The organism is Pseudomonas sp. DY-1 (assembly GCF_003626975.1).
Lineage (GTDB): Bacteria > Pseudomonadota > Gammaproteobacteria > Pseudomonadales > Pseudomonadaceae > Metapseudomonas.
In genome coordinates this window covers 2,417,539-2,432,176 of the sequence record NZ_CP032616.1, presented here as the reverse complement: position 1 = coordinate 2,432,176, position 14,638 = coordinate 2,417,539, and the positions used below count along the sequence as shown (strand labels likewise).

The window sequence follows — 14,638 nt, the reverse complement described above, 5'->3', positions numbered from 1 at the left end:
GCAAGGCGCTCACTGTCACCCGCGCCGATTGCAGGTTCGGCGGCCAGAATCGACGGAATTACGCAATGCAGAACACTCTCCCGACCTACACCGAAACCCTCGCAGGCGTTTACATCGATGGTCAGTGGCTGACCGGTGGCGCCGAACTGGCGGTGATAAACCCGGCCACCGAAGCTCCACTGGCGACTATCGGCAGCGGTGATGCCACCAGTGTCGAGCTGGCTGTACAGGCCGCCAGCAAAGCCTTCCCAGCCTGGGCCCGCAGCAGCGGTGCCGAGCGCGGTGCTGTGCTGCGCCGTATTGCCGAGGGCGTGCGGCAACGCCGCGAAACCCTGATTCAGCTGCAGTCCGCCAACAACGGCAAACCGCTTTTCGAAGCTGCCATCGATGTTGATGACGTGATCGGCACTTTCGAGTACTACGCCGGCCTCGCGGAGGGTCTTGATGCCCAGCAGGACCGCCCGGTTGAGCTGCCCACCGAAGACTTCGCCGCACGACTGCGCCGCGAACCCTATGGCGTGGTGGGCCTGATCGTGCCGTGGAACTTCCCCATGGTGACCACCGCCTGGAAACTCGCCCCGGCCCTGGCCGCCGGTTGCACCGTGGTGCTCAAGCCCTCTGAAGTGACGCCGCTGCCGGAACTGGAACTGGCGCGCATCATCCACGAAGCCGGCCTGCCGGCTGGCGTGCTCAACATTGTGTGCGGCACTGGCCTGGCGGTTGGCGCGCCGCTGTCGTCCCATCCGAAGGTGGCCAAGGTGTCCTTCACCGGAAGCAATGCCGTGGGTGTGCAAGTGATGCAGCGTGCGGCGGAAACCGTGAAGGGCGTCAGCCTGGAACTGGGCGGCAAGTCGTCGCTGCTGGTGTTGCAGGACGCCGACCTGGAGCTGGCCGTGGAATTGGCGTGTGGCGGTGCCTTCTTCAACGCGGGCCAGATGTGCTCGGCTACCAGCCGCGTGCTGGTCGCCGCTCCCCTGATGGCGGATTTCCTGGCGCAGGTGCAGGCTCGCGCCGAGGCCACCAAGGTGGGTGACCCCTTCAGTGAGGATGTGGAGATGGGTGCTCTGGTGAACCAGGCGCAATACCAGCGCGTGCGTGGCCATATCGAGCGCGGCATCGCGTCCGGTGCGCGCCTGGTGTGCGGTGGCGAGCGTCCGGCGGAGCTTGCGCGCGGTTACTTCCTGCGGCCTACCGTGTTTGCCGATGTACCTCGAGACAGCGCCCTGTGGAACGAGGAAATCTTCGGCCCGGTGCTCTGCGTACGCAGCTTCGCCACCGAGGAGGAGGCTATCGAACTGGCCAACGATAGCGAGTTCGGCCTGGTGGCCAGCGTGGTGAGCCGCGACCTTGATGCCGCCGAGCGCGTGGCCAATGCCCTGCAGGCCGGCATGGTGTGGATCAACTCGCCGCAGGTGATCTTCCCGCAGACCGCATGGGGTGGTTACAAGCAGAGCAGCATCGGCCGCGAGCTCGGCCCGTGGGGGCTCTCCGCCTTCCAGGAAATCAAGCACGTGGTGCGGGCGGTCTGACACCTGCCTTCGTTGCGGGAACGATTTCGATCGCGAATGAATTCGCTGTGCCTTCCCCTGTAGGGGCGATTTCAATCGCCGAGCAGGCCGAAGGCACTGCCCCACAGTGGGTTGAGAGGCCGCTGCGAACCCCATCGCGAATGAATTCGCCCCCAAAACGACCCGCATGAAACCCAACAAGGCCGCCCTCGGGCGGCTTTGTCATGTCTGCTCTCCAGCCATGCATGGAAGACATGGCTCCGATGACGAATTTTCGATTGTTGCGCTATGCGGTGCGCCGCAGGATGACCGCGCCGGGCACTTCGCTGCCGCAGCTCCATACAAGAACAAGAGGAGTCCTCAATGGGCGAGCATGATCTGAGCAGAAGAAATTTCATCAAGACGGTGGGTGTCGCTTCGGTGGCCGCCGCCACCCTTTCGATGCCCTTCATCCGGGCCAGCGCCAGCGATACCCGCTTCCAGGGCAAGACCCTGCGACTGCTGACCTGGTCGGACGACACCGGGCTTGCGGCATTGCGCAATATCGCGGCCACCTTCGAGGCCAAGACCGGCGCCAAGGTGATCGCCGACCGCACCGGCAGCACCTCGGAAATGGTCGCCAAGCTGAAGGCCGGTGGTGATCGCCCGCAGTACGACATCATCACCCTCGCCGGGGTAGGTGCCGAAGGCCTGGCCAGTGCCGGGCTGCTGGAGAAGCCTGACCTCAACCGCATTCCCAACCTCAAGGATGTGCCCGCCCAGTACCAGACTGGCGCCAACGGCCACGGCATCGGTTACCTGCTGTGGTGCAACAGCCTGGTGTACAACACGCGCACCGTGAAGGACGTGCCGGACAGCTACGCCGCGCTCTGGGACCCGACCTACGAAGGCCGTCTGTTCCTGCCGCCGCCGAACTGGACCGAGGCCATGGACCTGATCATCATCGCGGCCAAGCTGGCCGGTGGTGATGTGCATAACATCGAACCGGGCTTCAAGAAGCTGGAAGAGCTGAAGGACCGCGTGATGACCCTGGGGGAGAACCCCAACCAGATCGCCGAGCTGTTCCGCACCAACTCCCTTGACATGGGCGGCCTCTACGCCCCGGCCTTCTTCCCCAAGCAGATCCGCGATCCCGCCTACAGCCTGGGCGCCACCTTCGGCATGAAGGAAGGCTTCTACACCGACCTGATGCTCTCGGTCATGCCCAAGCACCGTCCGGGTGATACCGACCTGGCTTACGCTTTCCTCGACCATTCGCTGGACCCGCTGGTGCAGGGCAAGATGGCCGAAGACATCTTCAATGGTCCGGTCAACTCCAAGGCGATCATCTCCGCCGAGGCGCGCAAGAGCCCCTTCATCCTTACGCCGGAGCAGATCGCAGAGAAGGCGATCATGCACGACAACGCCTTCCTCGCCACAGTCCACGACCAGTGGATTCGCCGCTACACGGAAATCTTCTCTTCCTGATGCAGCCACGGCGCCTGCCGTGAGTCGCGCCGGGCGGCTGGCCTTCGGCCGCCTGCCCGGGCGCGTGGTTTCCCTGTTCTGACGAGACGAGCGAAATGGAACACATTGATCTGACCGAACCGGTCGGCGCGGCACCGCTGCGTCCGGCGAAGGCGGTTTCCCCTACTGTTCGGGCCTGGCTCTTCCTTACCCCTTCAATGCTCTTTCTGGCCGTGCTGGTGGCCGCCAGCTTGCTGGTGCTGCGCATGAGCATCGGGGATAAGGGGGCCGAGTGGAGCGGGTTCAGCCTGGCCAGCTATGCCCAACTGGCTGAGCCCTACTATCTGAAGTCCCTGTTGCTGACCCTGCGCCTGGCGCTGTTCAGCGCGCTGATCGCGGTGGCCCTGGCGATTCCGGTGGGCTATTGCATGTCGCGTTTGCAGTCGCCTTTCCTGCGCCGGGTGTTCCTGGCCGCGGTGCTCCTGCCGTTGCTGGTGAACCTGCTGCTGCAAAGCTACGGCTGGCTGGTGATCCTCGGTCCGGCTGGCATGCTCAACCAGGCCCTGATGGGGCTGGGGCTGATCGACCGGCCGGTGATGCTGCTCTACAACCAGACCGGCGTGTTGATGGGGCTGGTGCAGACGGCTTTCCCGCTGGCGGTGCTGCCGATCGCCAGCGCCATGCGCGGCGTGTCGCGCACCTACGAAGAGGCTGCCGCGACCCTGGGCGCCAGCCGCGTGCGGGTGTTCTGCCAGGTGGTATTGCCGATGAGCCTGCCGGGCATCTTCACCGGCGCCACGCTGGTGTTCGCTTACAACGCCAGCAGCTTCGTGGTGCCGCTGCTGCTCGGTGGGCGGCGCGTGCCGATGCTGGCGGTGATGGTGCATGACCAGATCGCGCCGCTGATGAACTGGCCCGCGGCCTCCGCCGCTGGCGTGGTGCTGATCGTCACCACCTTGGCAATCATGACCTTCTCCGAGTACGTCACTGGCCGTCGCCGCCGCATGCTGGAGGCTTCGCAATGAGCAATCCGTTCCGTTCCCACGCAGCGCTTCCGGGGGAAACCGGCCGCTTCGCGATGATCCTCTCCGGCGTGATCCTGCTGCTGGCGGTGCTGCCGATCCTGACCATGATCGTGATGTCCTTCAGCGGCGCGTCGAACCTTGACTTCCCGCCGTCGAGCTACAGCCTGCAATGGTACGAAGCAGCCTGGCGCACCTTCGTCTCGCCTGATGCCAGTGATGTGCTGAGCCTGGGCCAGGCGCTGACCACCAGCCTGCTGGTGTCCTGCCTGACCATGGTGCTGGCCACCCTGGTCGCGGTGCCGGCGTCCTACGCGCTGACCCGCTGCGAGTTCCGTGGCAAGGCCGTGGCGCTGCAGCTGATGTCGCTGCCCCTGGTGTTCCCCATGGTGGTACTGGGGCTGGCTCTTTTGCTGGTGTTCGACAGCCTGCCGTTCCACATGGATACCTCGCGGCTGGTGATCGCCCACGTGATCCTCGCGCTGCCCTTCGTAGTGAAGAATTGCACGGCGGCCATGGTTTCCATCGGCACCGAAGTGGAGGAGGCCGCGCAGATGCTCGGCGCGTCGCCGCTGCGAGCGATCCGGGATGTGGTGGTGCCGTTGATGCGCTCGGGCATCCTGGCCGGGATGCTGCTGGCCTTTATCGTGTCGTTCAACGAGTTCACCGTTACCTACTTCCTCTACAACATCGATGTGATGACCGTGCCGATCTGGATGTACAGCCGCACCGTGTCGTCCCTCGATCCCACCGTATTTTCCTTTGCCGTGCTGATCGTGCTGATCGACTTCGCCCTGATCTGGGCGCTTGAGAAGCTGGTTGGCGATGGCGGCGTGTCTTTCTGAGTCGAGGTGAAGCATGTCTGGACTGATTCTGCAAAATGTCGAAAAACGCTACGGCTCCATTTGCGCCGTGACCGACGTCAACCTGCACCTGCCGGAGGGCAAGCTGGTGTGCTTCCTCGGCCCCTCGGGCTGCGGCAAGACCACCCTGCTGCGAATGATCGCCGGCCTGGAGAGCCTGAGTTCCGGGCATATCCACCTGGATGGCCAGGACATCGGCTACACGCCGGCGCACCAGCGCAACTTCGGCATGGTGTTCCAGTCACTGGCGTTGTTCCCGCACATGACGGTCGGCGAGAACATTGCCTACCCGCTGCGCCTGCGCAATGTGCCCAAGGCTGAGCAGCAGGCGAGGGTGGCCGAGCTGCTGCAGATGATCCAGTTGCAGCAAATGGTCGACCGGCCGGTGTCTCGGCTTTCCGGTGGGCAGCGCCAGCGCGTGGCCATCGCCCGCGCCATCGCCTCGCACCCCAAGCTGCTGTTGCTGGATGAACCCTTGTCGGCGCTGGACGCCAAGCTGCGCGAGTCGATGCAGATCGAGATTCGCCAGCTGCAACAGCGGCTGAACATCACCACCATCATGGTCACCCACGACCAGCGTGAAGCCATGACCATGGCCGACATAGTGGTGGTGCTGGGCGAGCATCGGGTGCAGCAGGTGGGCACGCCGATCGAGATCTACCGCAATCCGGCCAATGAGTTCGTCGCCGACTTCATCGGCACCGGCAACATCTTTGCGGCCACTGCCCTGGGCAGCGGGCGAGTCGGCCTACCCGGCGGCGCAGCGATCCAGGCGCCGATCTGCAACAGCATCCAGGCCGGTGCGCCGATCAAGCTGCTGGTGCGCCCGGAGGACCTGCAGCTGTCGGCACCCCAGGCCGGCGGCGCCAACAGCGTGCCGGGTACGGTGACCTTCGTACGGGACATCGGTGCCACCATCGAGACCACGGTGGAGTGCTCCGGCGTTTCCCTCACCGCGCTGACCACGCCTTGCCAGGACATCGGCCTGGCCATTGGCAATCCGGTGTCGGTGACCATTCCAGAGCATGCCTGCCGGGTGCTTTCGGCATGAGTCAGCAGGCTTCGGCTGCGCATTGGCCTGCACCGCTTCCAGGCGCACACTGGCGGGTGAATCTGGAAGTGGAGTACTGACCATGGACCTTCAACTTGAAAACCGCAGCGCCCTCGTGTGCGGTGGCAGCTCCGGGTTGGGCTTCGGCGTGGCCGAGGCCTTGGCCAGGGAAGGCGTGCGGGTCTGCCTGCTGGCGCGCAACCTGTCCAAGCTGGAACTGGCGGTGGAGCGTATCCGCAAGGCGGGCGGCGAAGCCCAGGCGGTGGCGGTTGACCTGAACGACCTGGGCGCTGTGGACATGGCCATCGAACAGATAGTGGCGGCTGTCGGCGCACCGGACATCCTGATCGCCAACAACGGTGGGCCGCCGCCGGTCAACGCGGTGGATTTCGATCCGTCGCTCTGGCATCGCCAGCTGGATGCCATGTTGCTGAGCACCATGGCGCTGGTGAACGCTTTCCTCCCCGGCATGCGCCAGCGACGGTTTGGCCGCATCCTGATGATTTCGTCCACCAGTGTGGTGGAGCCCATTCCTGGCCTGGTGCTGTCCAGCGCCTTACGCAGCGCCTTGGCCAATTGGGGCAAGACGCTATCGGCAGAAGTGGCCGCCGATGGCGTGACGGTGAATACCCTGATGCCCGGTTCGTTCTGGACCGAGCGCACCGAAACCCTGCTGTTGCGCGCCGCAGAGCGCAGCGGCACGTCGGTATCCAGCCTCATGGCCGAGGAGCAGGCGGCGATTCCGGTGGGCCGCTATGGCGCGGCGGAGGAGTTCGGTGCGATGGCCGCGTTCCTGGCCAGTCCCTTGGCCAGCTATGTGACCGGAACGCTGATTCCGGTCGATGGCGGCGTGCTGAAAGGTTGATTGGGTAGGCCTTCGGCCGGCTTGATTAATGAATTCGCCCCTACACGAGGCACGTCCATTCCTGTAGGGGCGATTTCAATCGCCAAGGGCCGCGAAGCGGCCCCACAATTCTCACCACGCGCACGACGGCTCGAAGCTGTCGGCCCGCGCCATATCCCACATGCGTTCGTAGAAGTCCGCCTCGATCTTTTCCTTGAGCAGGTCGCCTGGATTGAGGAAAAGGTGAATCTGCGAGAACAGGCGGATTTCCTTGTCCGAAACGCGTCGCACCAGGTGGCGGGGTTCCAACTGGTTGGGGTGATCCAGGCCGGCGGCCGCGAGCATTTCGGCCAGGGCTTTCAAGGTATTGCGGTGGAACATCTGCACCCGCTGTGCCTTGTCTGGCACCACCAGGGCGCGCTGGCGCAGCTTGTCCTGGGTGGCGACGCCGGTGGGGCATTTATTGGTGTGGCAGGACTGCGACTGGATGCAGCCAATGGCGAACATGAAGCCGCGTGCGGAGTTGGCCCAGTCGGCGCCTATGGCCAGCACGCTGGCGATGTCGAAGGCGCTGATGATCTTGCCGCTGGCGCCGAGCTTGATCTTGTCTCGCAGGTTCAGTCCCACCAGGGTGTTGTGCACGAACAACAGCCCTTCACGCAGGGGCACGCCGATGTGGTCGGTGAATTCCAGAGGCGCCGCACCCGTGCCGCCTTCCTTGCCGTCGACGACGATGAAGTCGGGGAGGATGCCGGTTTCCAGCATGGCCTTGGCGATGCCCATGAACTCCCAAGGGTGCCCCAGGCAGAACTTGAAGCCCACTGGCTTGCCGCCCGAAAGCTCTCGCAGTTTCGCGATGAACTGCATCATTTCGATGGGGGTGGAGAAGGCGCTATGGCGTGAGGGGGAGACGCAATCTTCGCCCATGGGCACGCCCCGGGTGAGGGAGATTTCCTCGGTGACCTTGTGCTTGGGCAGTATGCCGCCGTGCCCTGGCTTGGCGCCCTGGCTGAGCTTGATTTCGATCATCCGTACCTGCGGACTGCGCGCCTGGGTTGCGAAACGCTCCGGGTCGAACTGGCCGTCGCTGGTGCGGCAACCGAAGTAGCCACTGCCCAGTTCCCAGACGAGGTCGCCACCGTTCTCACGGTGGTAGGGGCTGATGCTGCCTTCGCCGGTGTCGTGATAGAAGTTGCCGAGCTTGGCGCCACGGTTGAGTGCGCGGATGGCGTTGGCGCTGAGCGAACCGAAGCTCATGGCCGAAACGTTGAAGACCGAGGCCGAGTAGGGCTGGGTGCATTGGGGCCCGCCGACCACCACACGGAAGCTGGACGGGTCACTGAGCGGCGCCGGGCGCATGGAGTGGCCGATGAATTCGTAGCCGGCGCGGTAGACGTCGATCAGGGTGCCGAAGGGCTTGTCGCCGCCTTCGTTCTTGGCGCGCGCATAGACCAGCGAGCGCTGGGCGCGGGAGAACGGCAGGCGGTCGTCGTCGGCTTCCAGCAAGTACTGGCGGATCTCCGGGCGGATGCCCTCGACCAGGTAGCGGATGTTGCCGAGGATCGGGTAGTTGCGCCGCACGGCGTGGCGCGATTGAAGTAGGTCGAACACCCCCAGCGCGCTAAGTGCCGCACCCAGTAAGGTGAAAGGCCATACCCATTCGTGACCGATGAAGGGCAGGCTGAAGAGAGTGAACAGGACGCAGAAGGTGAAGAAGGCGTAGCGGCTCAGCAGCGAAAGGCTCATGCGGACTCCTTGATTGCAGGTACCGGCACAGCGTAGTGCGAATGCGCGGTAATTGCCTTGCCGGGGCTCAGGGACAAGACCTTAATCGATGTAGGTTGGTGCTGAGCCTGCGAAGCCCAACGATTCGGGATTCCGCTGGCTTCTTGTGTTGGGCCTCGCTGCGCTCGACCAGCGTGACCCGGACCAACCTACGCATTGCATTCACTTGCTCCCAAAAACGAAAAGCCCGGCATCTGCCGGGCTTTGAGGGTTCGAAGCGAGTTTTTGATCAGCTTACGCGCTGGGCTTGCAGCAGACGGTCGGCACCACCTTCGGCAACGCGGAAGGCATTGGTGCGATCGGAGCCGCTTTCGGCGACGCGGTTGGCACCAGTGCGGTCGGAACCACCTTCGGCGATGCGGTTGGCACCAGTGCGGTCGGAGCCACCTTCGGCGACGCGGTTGGCACCGGTACGGTCGGAGCCACCTTCGGCGACGCGGAAGGAATTGGTGCGGTCGGAGCCGCCTTCGGCGATGCGGTTGGCGCCAGTGCGGTCGGAGCCGCCTTCGGCGATGCGGTTGGCGCCGGTACGGTCGGAGCCACCTTCGGCGATGCGGTTGGCACCGGTACGGTCGGAGCCGCCTTCAGCAACGCGGTCCAGGACCATGAAGCTGCCTTCAGCGGCAACCGGGTCGATGGCCTGGGAGGAGGACTGCAGAGCGAAAACAGAGCTGCTCAGGGTGGCGATGAACAGTGCGGCGATGGCTTGAGTTTTCATGATCTGGGCTCCTCGAAGGGGGGGCTGGAAACTGGGTACGGAGCCAATCTTACGGATGGGGGGGTGATTAAAAAGTGATCACGCCCGATAGCGATCATTAACGCCATTGATGGTTGATTAAATTTATAAATATCAATGACTTGTGTTGTTTTGTGTCGCTCTCGAAGCAATCGGGTTCTGTTCGGCGCGTCCACAAGGGGTTAGGCAGCAGCAGGGGGCTTGGGTAGGTTGGTGCAGGGCCTGCGAAGCCTAACGATTCGGGATTCCTGATCCTATGTTTGTACGGCTTGCAGTCGCGAATGCTCCCGAATGCCGGAAAAAGAAAACGGCCCGCGAGGGGCCGTTTCTTGTACCGCGAAGTCGTCAGCCGCCGAGGTAGGCGTCGCGGACCTTGGGGTCGTTGAGCAGGTCGTCGCCGCTACCCTGCATGACGATGTGGCCGTTCTCCAGCACATATCCACGGTCGGCCAGCTTGAGCGCCTGATTGGCGTTCTGTTCCACCAGGAAGATGGTCACGCCGTCCTTACGCAGCTGTTCGATGATGTCGAAGATCTGCTGGATGATGATCGGTGCCAGACCCAGCGAAGGCTCGTCGAGCAGCAGCAGCTTGGGCTTGCTCATCAGCGCGCGGCCGATGGCGAGCATCTGCTGTTCGCCGCCGGACATGGTGCCGGCGCGCTGCTCGAAGCGTTCTTTCAGGCGCGGGAACAGGTGCAGCACCTTGTCCATCTGCTCCTGGAAGTCGCCCTTGGCGGTGAAGAAGCCGCCCATGGCCAGGTTTTCTTCGACGGTCAGGCGGGCGAACACGCGGCGACCTTCCGGCACGACGGCGATGCTCTTGCGCATGATGTCGCAGGATTCCTGGCCAACGAGTTCTTCGCCTTCAAAGCGAATGCTGCCGCTGGCCGCGCGCGGCGAGCCGCACAGGGTCATCAGCAGGGTCGACTTGCCGGCACCGTTGGCACCGATCAGGGTGACGATCTCGCCCTTTTTCACATCCATGCTGACGCTGTGCAGCGCCTGGATCTTGCCGTAGAAGGTGGAAACCTTGTCGAAAGTAAGCATGGCTCAGGCCTCCCCCAGATAGGCTTTGATCACGTCGGGGTTGTTGCGGATCTGCTCCGGCGTGCCGTCGGCCAGGGGGGTGCCCTGGTTGATCACGTAGATGTGGTCGGAAATGCTCATCACCAGCTTCATGTCGTGCTCGATCAGCAGCACGGTCACGTTGTGCTCGTTACGCAGCATGGCGATCAGCGCCTTGAGGTCGTCGGTCTCACGTGGGTTGAGGCCGGCGGCTGGCTCGTCGAGCATGAGGATGCGCGGGCGGGTCATCATGCAGCGGGCGATTTCCAGGCGGCGTTGCTGACCGTAGGCCAGGGTGCCGGCCGGGCGGTTGGCGACTTCGGTCAGGTTGACCTTATCCAGCCAGTGGGCGGCGTAGTCCATGGCCTCGCGTTCGCTCTTGCGGAAGCCCGGAGTCTTCAGCAGGCCAGCGAGGAAGTTGGTGTTGAGGTGGCGGTGCTGGGCGACCAGCAGGTTTTCCACCGCCGTCATTTCCTTGAACAGGCGTACGTTCTGGAAGGTCCGCACCACACCTTTGCGGGCGATCTTGTGGCCCGGCAGGGCTTCGATCTGCTCGCCATCCAGACGGATGCTGCCGGAGGTCGGCTGGTAGAAACCGGTCAGGCAGTTGAACACGGTGGTCTTGCCGGCGCCGTTCGGGCCGATCATGGAGACGACTTGTTTTTCCTGTACGGTCAGCCCCACCCCGTTGACGGCCAGCAGACCGCCGAAGCGCATGGTGAGACCGCTTACTTCGAGAATCGGGCGGCTCATTGTTTCAGCTCCAGGTGGGGACGTTGCATCGGCAGCAGACCTTGCGGGCGCCAGATCATCATCAGCACCATCAGAGCGCCGAACATGAGCATCCGGTACTCGCTGAACTCACGCATGAGTTCGGGGAGCAGGATCATCACGATGGCCGCAAGGATTACGCCCAACTGGGAGCCCAGGCCACCGAGCACCACGATGGCGAGGATGGTCGCCGACTCGATGAAGGTGAAGGACTCAGGCGTCACCAGGCCCTGGCGCGCGGCGAAGAAGCTGCCGGCAAAGCCTGCGAAGCAGGCGCCCAGGGTAAAGGCGGAGAGCTTGATCACGGTGGGGTTCATGCCCAGCGCGCGGCAGGCGATCTCGTCCTCGCGCAGGGCTTCCCAGGCGCGGCCCAGCGGCATGCGCAGCAGGCGGTTGATCACGAACAGGGTCAGCAGCACCAGCAGCAGGGCGATCAGGTAGAGGAAGACCACCTTGTTCACCGAGTTGTAGGCGAAACCGAAGTACTCGTGGAAGGTCTGCAGGCCTTCTTCGGCACGGCGCTCGAACGACAGGCCGAACAGGGTTGGCTTGTCGATGTTGCTGATGCCATTGGGGCCGCCGGTCAGCTCGGTCATGTTACGCAGCAGGATACGAATGATCTCGCCGAAGCCGAGGGTCACGATGGCCAGGTAGTCTCCGCGCAGGCGCAGTACCGGGAAGCCGAGGATGAAGCCGAAGAAGGCCGCCATCAGGCCGGCGATCGGCAAGCACACCCAGAAGCCCAGGCCGTAGTAGTGCGAGAGCAGCGCGTAGCTGTAGGCGCCGACGGCGTAGAAACCGACGTAGCCCAGGTCCAGCAGACCTGCCAGGCCGACCACGATGTTCAGGCCAAGGCCGAGCATCACGTAGATCAGGATCAGCGTGGCGATGTCCACGGCGCCGCGGGAGCCGAAGAACGGCCAGACCAGGGCCAGCACGATCAGGCCGAGGATGAACCAGCGCTGGGTCGAGGGCAGGGTCAGGAAGTTGCTGGTCTTCTTCGACATGCCCGGCAGCTTGGGCGCAGCAGCCCAGGCGCCCTGGACTTTTTCACGCATCAGTTGCCAGAAGAACATGGCCACGGCGCATGCCGCGATGGCCAGCAGGGTGGGGGTGTCGGCACCGGTGACCACCAGGCCCACGCCAACGACGCTGAGTTTCAGGCCGAGGATGGGGTAGGCGACGGCCAGCACCAGGAGGGCGCTGAAGAACGCCGTTTTGAGTCGAGTGTTCATACCTTCTCCACCTCCGGACGGCCAAGGATGCCAGTCGGCCGGAACAACAGGACCAGAACCAGCAGGCTGAAGGCCACGACGTCCTTGTACTGGTCGCCGAAGATGTCGGCGCCGAAGGCTTCGGCTACACCCAGCACCAGACCACCGAGCATGGCGCCCGGAATACTGCCGATGCCACCCAGCACGGCTGCGGTGAAGGCCTTGATACCGGCGAGGAAGCCGATATGCGGGTTGATCACGCCGTATTGCATGCCCAGCAGCACCGCGGCCACGGCGGCCAGGGTGGCGCCGATGACGAAGGTCAGGGCGATGATGTTGTTGGTGTTGATGCCCAGCAGGTTGGCCATGCGGATGTCTTCAGCGCAGGCGCGGCAGGCACGGCCCAGGCGCGAACGGGAGATGAACAGCGTGAGACCGTACATGACCAGGAAGGTGACGACGAAGATCAGGATCTGCATGTAGGAGATCACCACGCCATTCATGGTGCTCTCGCCGAACACGAAGTTGCCCGGAATCAGGTTGGGGATGGCCTTGTCCTTGGAGTCCTGAGTCAGCAGTACTTCGTTCTGGAGGAAGATCGACATGCCGATCGCGGAGATCAGCGGGATCAGGCGGTTGCTGCCGCGAAGGGGGCGGTAGGCGACCCGTTCGATGCTGTAACCGTAAGCGCTTGCAACGATGATGCTCGCGGCGAAGGCCGCGACGATGACGATCGGAAGGCTTTCCAGACCGAGCATGGTGAGCCCGGCAATCACGATGAAGGCTACGTACGAGCCAATCATGTAGACCTCGCCATGGGCGAAGTTGATCATGCCGATGATGCCGTAGACCATGGTGTAGCCGATGGCGATCAGGGCATAAGTGCTGCCAACGGTGAGACCGTTAACCAGCTGTTGCAGATAGTGGTAGAGATCAGGCATTCCCTAACTCCTCGGGCATCACGAAAAGCGGCGCTTGTGGCGCAGCGGAGCCCGTAAAACACGGATAAACAAAGCCCACTGCCTAAGCAGTGGGCTTTGCGTTCAGGCGGGAAGCTTATTTAGCTTCGGTTTTGGTGCCGTCCTTGTGCCACTCGTACACCACGAAGCTGAAGTCCTTCAGATCGCCCTTCTCGTCGAAGGCCAGGTTGCCGGTCGGGGTTGCGAAGGAGTTGGCGCGCAGGGCGGCAGCTACCTTGGTGGTGTCGTCTTCGCCGGCTTTCTTGATGCCTTCGGCAATTACTTGTACCGCGGCGTAGGCCGGGAACACGAACGGACCGCTCGGGTCTTCGTTCTTGGCCTTGAAGGCGTCTACCAGGGCCTGGTTCTTCGGATCCTGGTCGAAGGACTTCGGCAGGGTTACCAGCAGACCTTCGGAAGCCGGGCCAGCGATGGCGGAGAGCTCCTTGTTGCCCACGCCTTCCGGACCCATGAAGCGTACTTTCAGACCTTTTTCAGCCGACTGACGCAGCAGCAGGCCGAGTTCCGGGTGGTAGCCGCCGTAGTAGACGAAGTCCACACCGGCCTGCTTCAGCTTGGAAACGATGGTGGAGAAGTCCTTGTCGCCGGCGTTGATGCCTTCGAACAGGGCGACTTTCACGCCTTTGCTTTCCAGGGTCTGCTTGACGGCAGTGGCGATGCCTTCGCCGTACTGCTGCTTGTCGTGGATGACGGCAACGGTCTTCGGCTTGACGTGATCGGCAATGAAGTTGCCGGCGGTCGGGCCTTGCAGGCTGTCCAGGCCGATGGTGCGGAATACCAGTTGGTAGCCACGGGAGGTGATGTCCGGGCTGGTGGAAGCCGCGGTGATCATCAGGATGCCTTCGTCTTCGTAGATGTCGGACGCGGGCTGGGTGGAGCTGGAGCAGAGGTGGCCAACTACGTAATGGATACCGTCGTTGACAATCTTGTTGGCTACGGCAACAGCCTGTTTCGGATCGCAAGCGTCGTCATAGACCACGCCTTCGAGCTGAGAGCCGTTCACCCCGCCGGCCTTGTTGATCTGCTCGATCGCCATCTTGGCGCCGATGAACTGCATCTCACCGTACTGGGCAACCGCACCGGTCACCGGGCCAGCCAGGGCGATCTTGATGGTGTCAGCTGCTACGGAGTAGCTGGCGACACCGGCGAGAGCCATGGCGGCGAACAGTTTGGAAATCTGCTTGGTAGCCTTATTCATAGTGCTCCACTCTTGTGTTTTTCATTGTTGTTGTCCTGATTGCCGAAGCTACGGGACAGGGAATTGCACCCCGCCAACACCCCCCCGGCAACTGTACCGGAACAGTGTAGATTGCCGATTTGCGGCTTGAAAAGTCGGGTTTTGATGGCGGAATG

At 63.2% G+C, this 14,638-nt stretch carries 13 protein-coding genes; 6 read left to right on the top strand and 7 right to left on the bottom strand.

From position 1 onward, the window contains the following. Nucleotides 1-65: 65 nt before the first annotated feature. The 6 genes from D6Z43_RS11590 to D6Z43_RS11565 all read left to right on the top strand — a co-directional run bounded on the left by D6Z43_RS11590 (nucleotide 66) and on the right by D6Z43_RS11565 (nucleotide 6,755). Entirely contained in the window at nucleotides 66-1,529 is a 1,464-nt protein-coding gene (locus tag D6Z43_RS11590) for an aldehyde dehydrogenase family protein (protein WP_120652232.1), read from the top strand. Between the two features lie 342 nt (nucleotides 1,530-1,871). After that, nucleotides 1,872-2,975 (top strand): PotD/PotF family extracellular solute-binding protein, encoded by a 1,104-nt coding sequence (locus tag D6Z43_RS11585; RefSeq protein WP_120652230.1) that lies wholly within the window; start codon nucleotides 1,872-1,874, stop codon nucleotides 2,973-2,975. Nucleotides 2,976-3,070: 95 nt separating this feature from the next. Then, nucleotides 3,071-3,979, top strand: coding sequence for an ABC transporter permease (locus D6Z43_RS11580; RefSeq protein WP_120652229.1), 909 nt, complete (start codon nucleotides 3,071-3,073; stop codon nucleotides 3,977-3,979). After that, entirely contained in the window at nucleotides 3,976-4,821 is an 846-nt protein-coding gene (locus D6Z43_RS11575; protein WP_120652227.1) for an ABC transporter permease, read from the top strand. Before D6Z43_RS11580 ends, D6Z43_RS11575 begins: the two co-directional genes overlap by 4 nt. Before the next feature lie 13 nt (nucleotides 4,822-4,834). Next, nucleotides 4,835-5,890 (top strand): ABC transporter ATP-binding protein, encoded by a 1,056-nt coding sequence (locus D6Z43_RS11570; protein ID WP_120652225.1) that lies wholly within the window; start codon nucleotides 4,835-4,837, stop codon nucleotides 5,888-5,890. 82 nt (nucleotides 5,891-5,972) lie between these two features. Continuing rightward, a complete protein-coding gene (locus tag D6Z43_RS11565) occupies nucleotides 5,973-6,755 on the top strand; it encodes an SDR family oxidoreductase (RefSeq protein ID WP_120652223.1) in 783 nt (260 codons plus the stop codon). Nucleotides 6,756-6,866: 111 nt separating this feature from the next. On the opposite strand, the gene D6Z43_RS11560 is transcribed toward D6Z43_RS11565, so the two are convergent. The 7 genes from D6Z43_RS11560 to D6Z43_RS11530 form a co-directional block, all read right to left on the bottom strand. Next, complete coding sequence (locus tag D6Z43_RS11560) at nucleotides 6,867-8,480, bottom strand: FMN-binding glutamate synthase family protein (protein ID WP_120652221.1); 1,614 nt, start codon at nucleotides 8,478-8,480, stop codon at nucleotides 6,867-6,869. 268 nt (nucleotides 8,481-8,748) lie between these two features. Then, on the bottom strand, nucleotides 8,749-9,237 hold the full coding sequence (locus D6Z43_RS11555; RefSeq protein ID WP_120652219.1) for a phage infection protein: 489 nt from the start codon (nucleotides 9,235-9,237) through the stop codon (nucleotides 8,749-8,751). Between the two features lie 363 nt (nucleotides 9,238-9,600). After that, entirely contained in the window at nucleotides 9,601-10,302 is a 702-nt protein-coding gene (locus D6Z43_RS11550; protein ID WP_120652217.1) for an ABC transporter ATP-binding protein, read from the bottom strand. 3 nt (nucleotides 10,303-10,305) lie between these two features. Next, complete coding sequence (gene livG / locus D6Z43_RS11545) at nucleotides 10,306-11,073, bottom strand: high-affinity branched-chain amino acid ABC transporter ATP-binding protein LivG (protein WP_120652215.1); 768 nt, start codon at nucleotides 11,071-11,073, stop codon at nucleotides 10,306-10,308. Further along, complete coding sequence (locus tag D6Z43_RS11540) at nucleotides 11,070-12,326, bottom strand: high-affinity branched-chain amino acid ABC transporter permease LivM (protein WP_120652214.1); 1,257 nt, start codon at nucleotides 12,324-12,326, stop codon at nucleotides 11,070-11,072. Before D6Z43_RS11540 ends, livG begins: the two co-directional genes overlap by 4 nt. Then, nucleotides 12,323-13,246, bottom strand: coding sequence for a high-affinity branched-chain amino acid ABC transporter permease LivH (livH, locus tag D6Z43_RS11535; RefSeq protein WP_120652212.1), 924 nt, complete (start codon nucleotides 13,244-13,246; stop codon nucleotides 12,323-12,325). Before livH ends, D6Z43_RS11540 begins: the two co-directional genes overlap by 4 nt. A 115-nt stretch (nucleotides 13,247-13,361) precedes the next feature. Then, the gene (locus D6Z43_RS11530; RefSeq protein ID WP_120652209.1) at nucleotides 13,362-14,483 is read right to left on the bottom strand and encodes a branched-chain amino acid ABC transporter substrate-binding protein; all 1,122 of its coding nucleotides are present in this window, start codon (nucleotides 14,481-14,483) and stop codon (nucleotides 13,362-13,364) included. Between the last annotated feature and the right edge of the window lie 155 nt (nucleotides 14,484-14,638).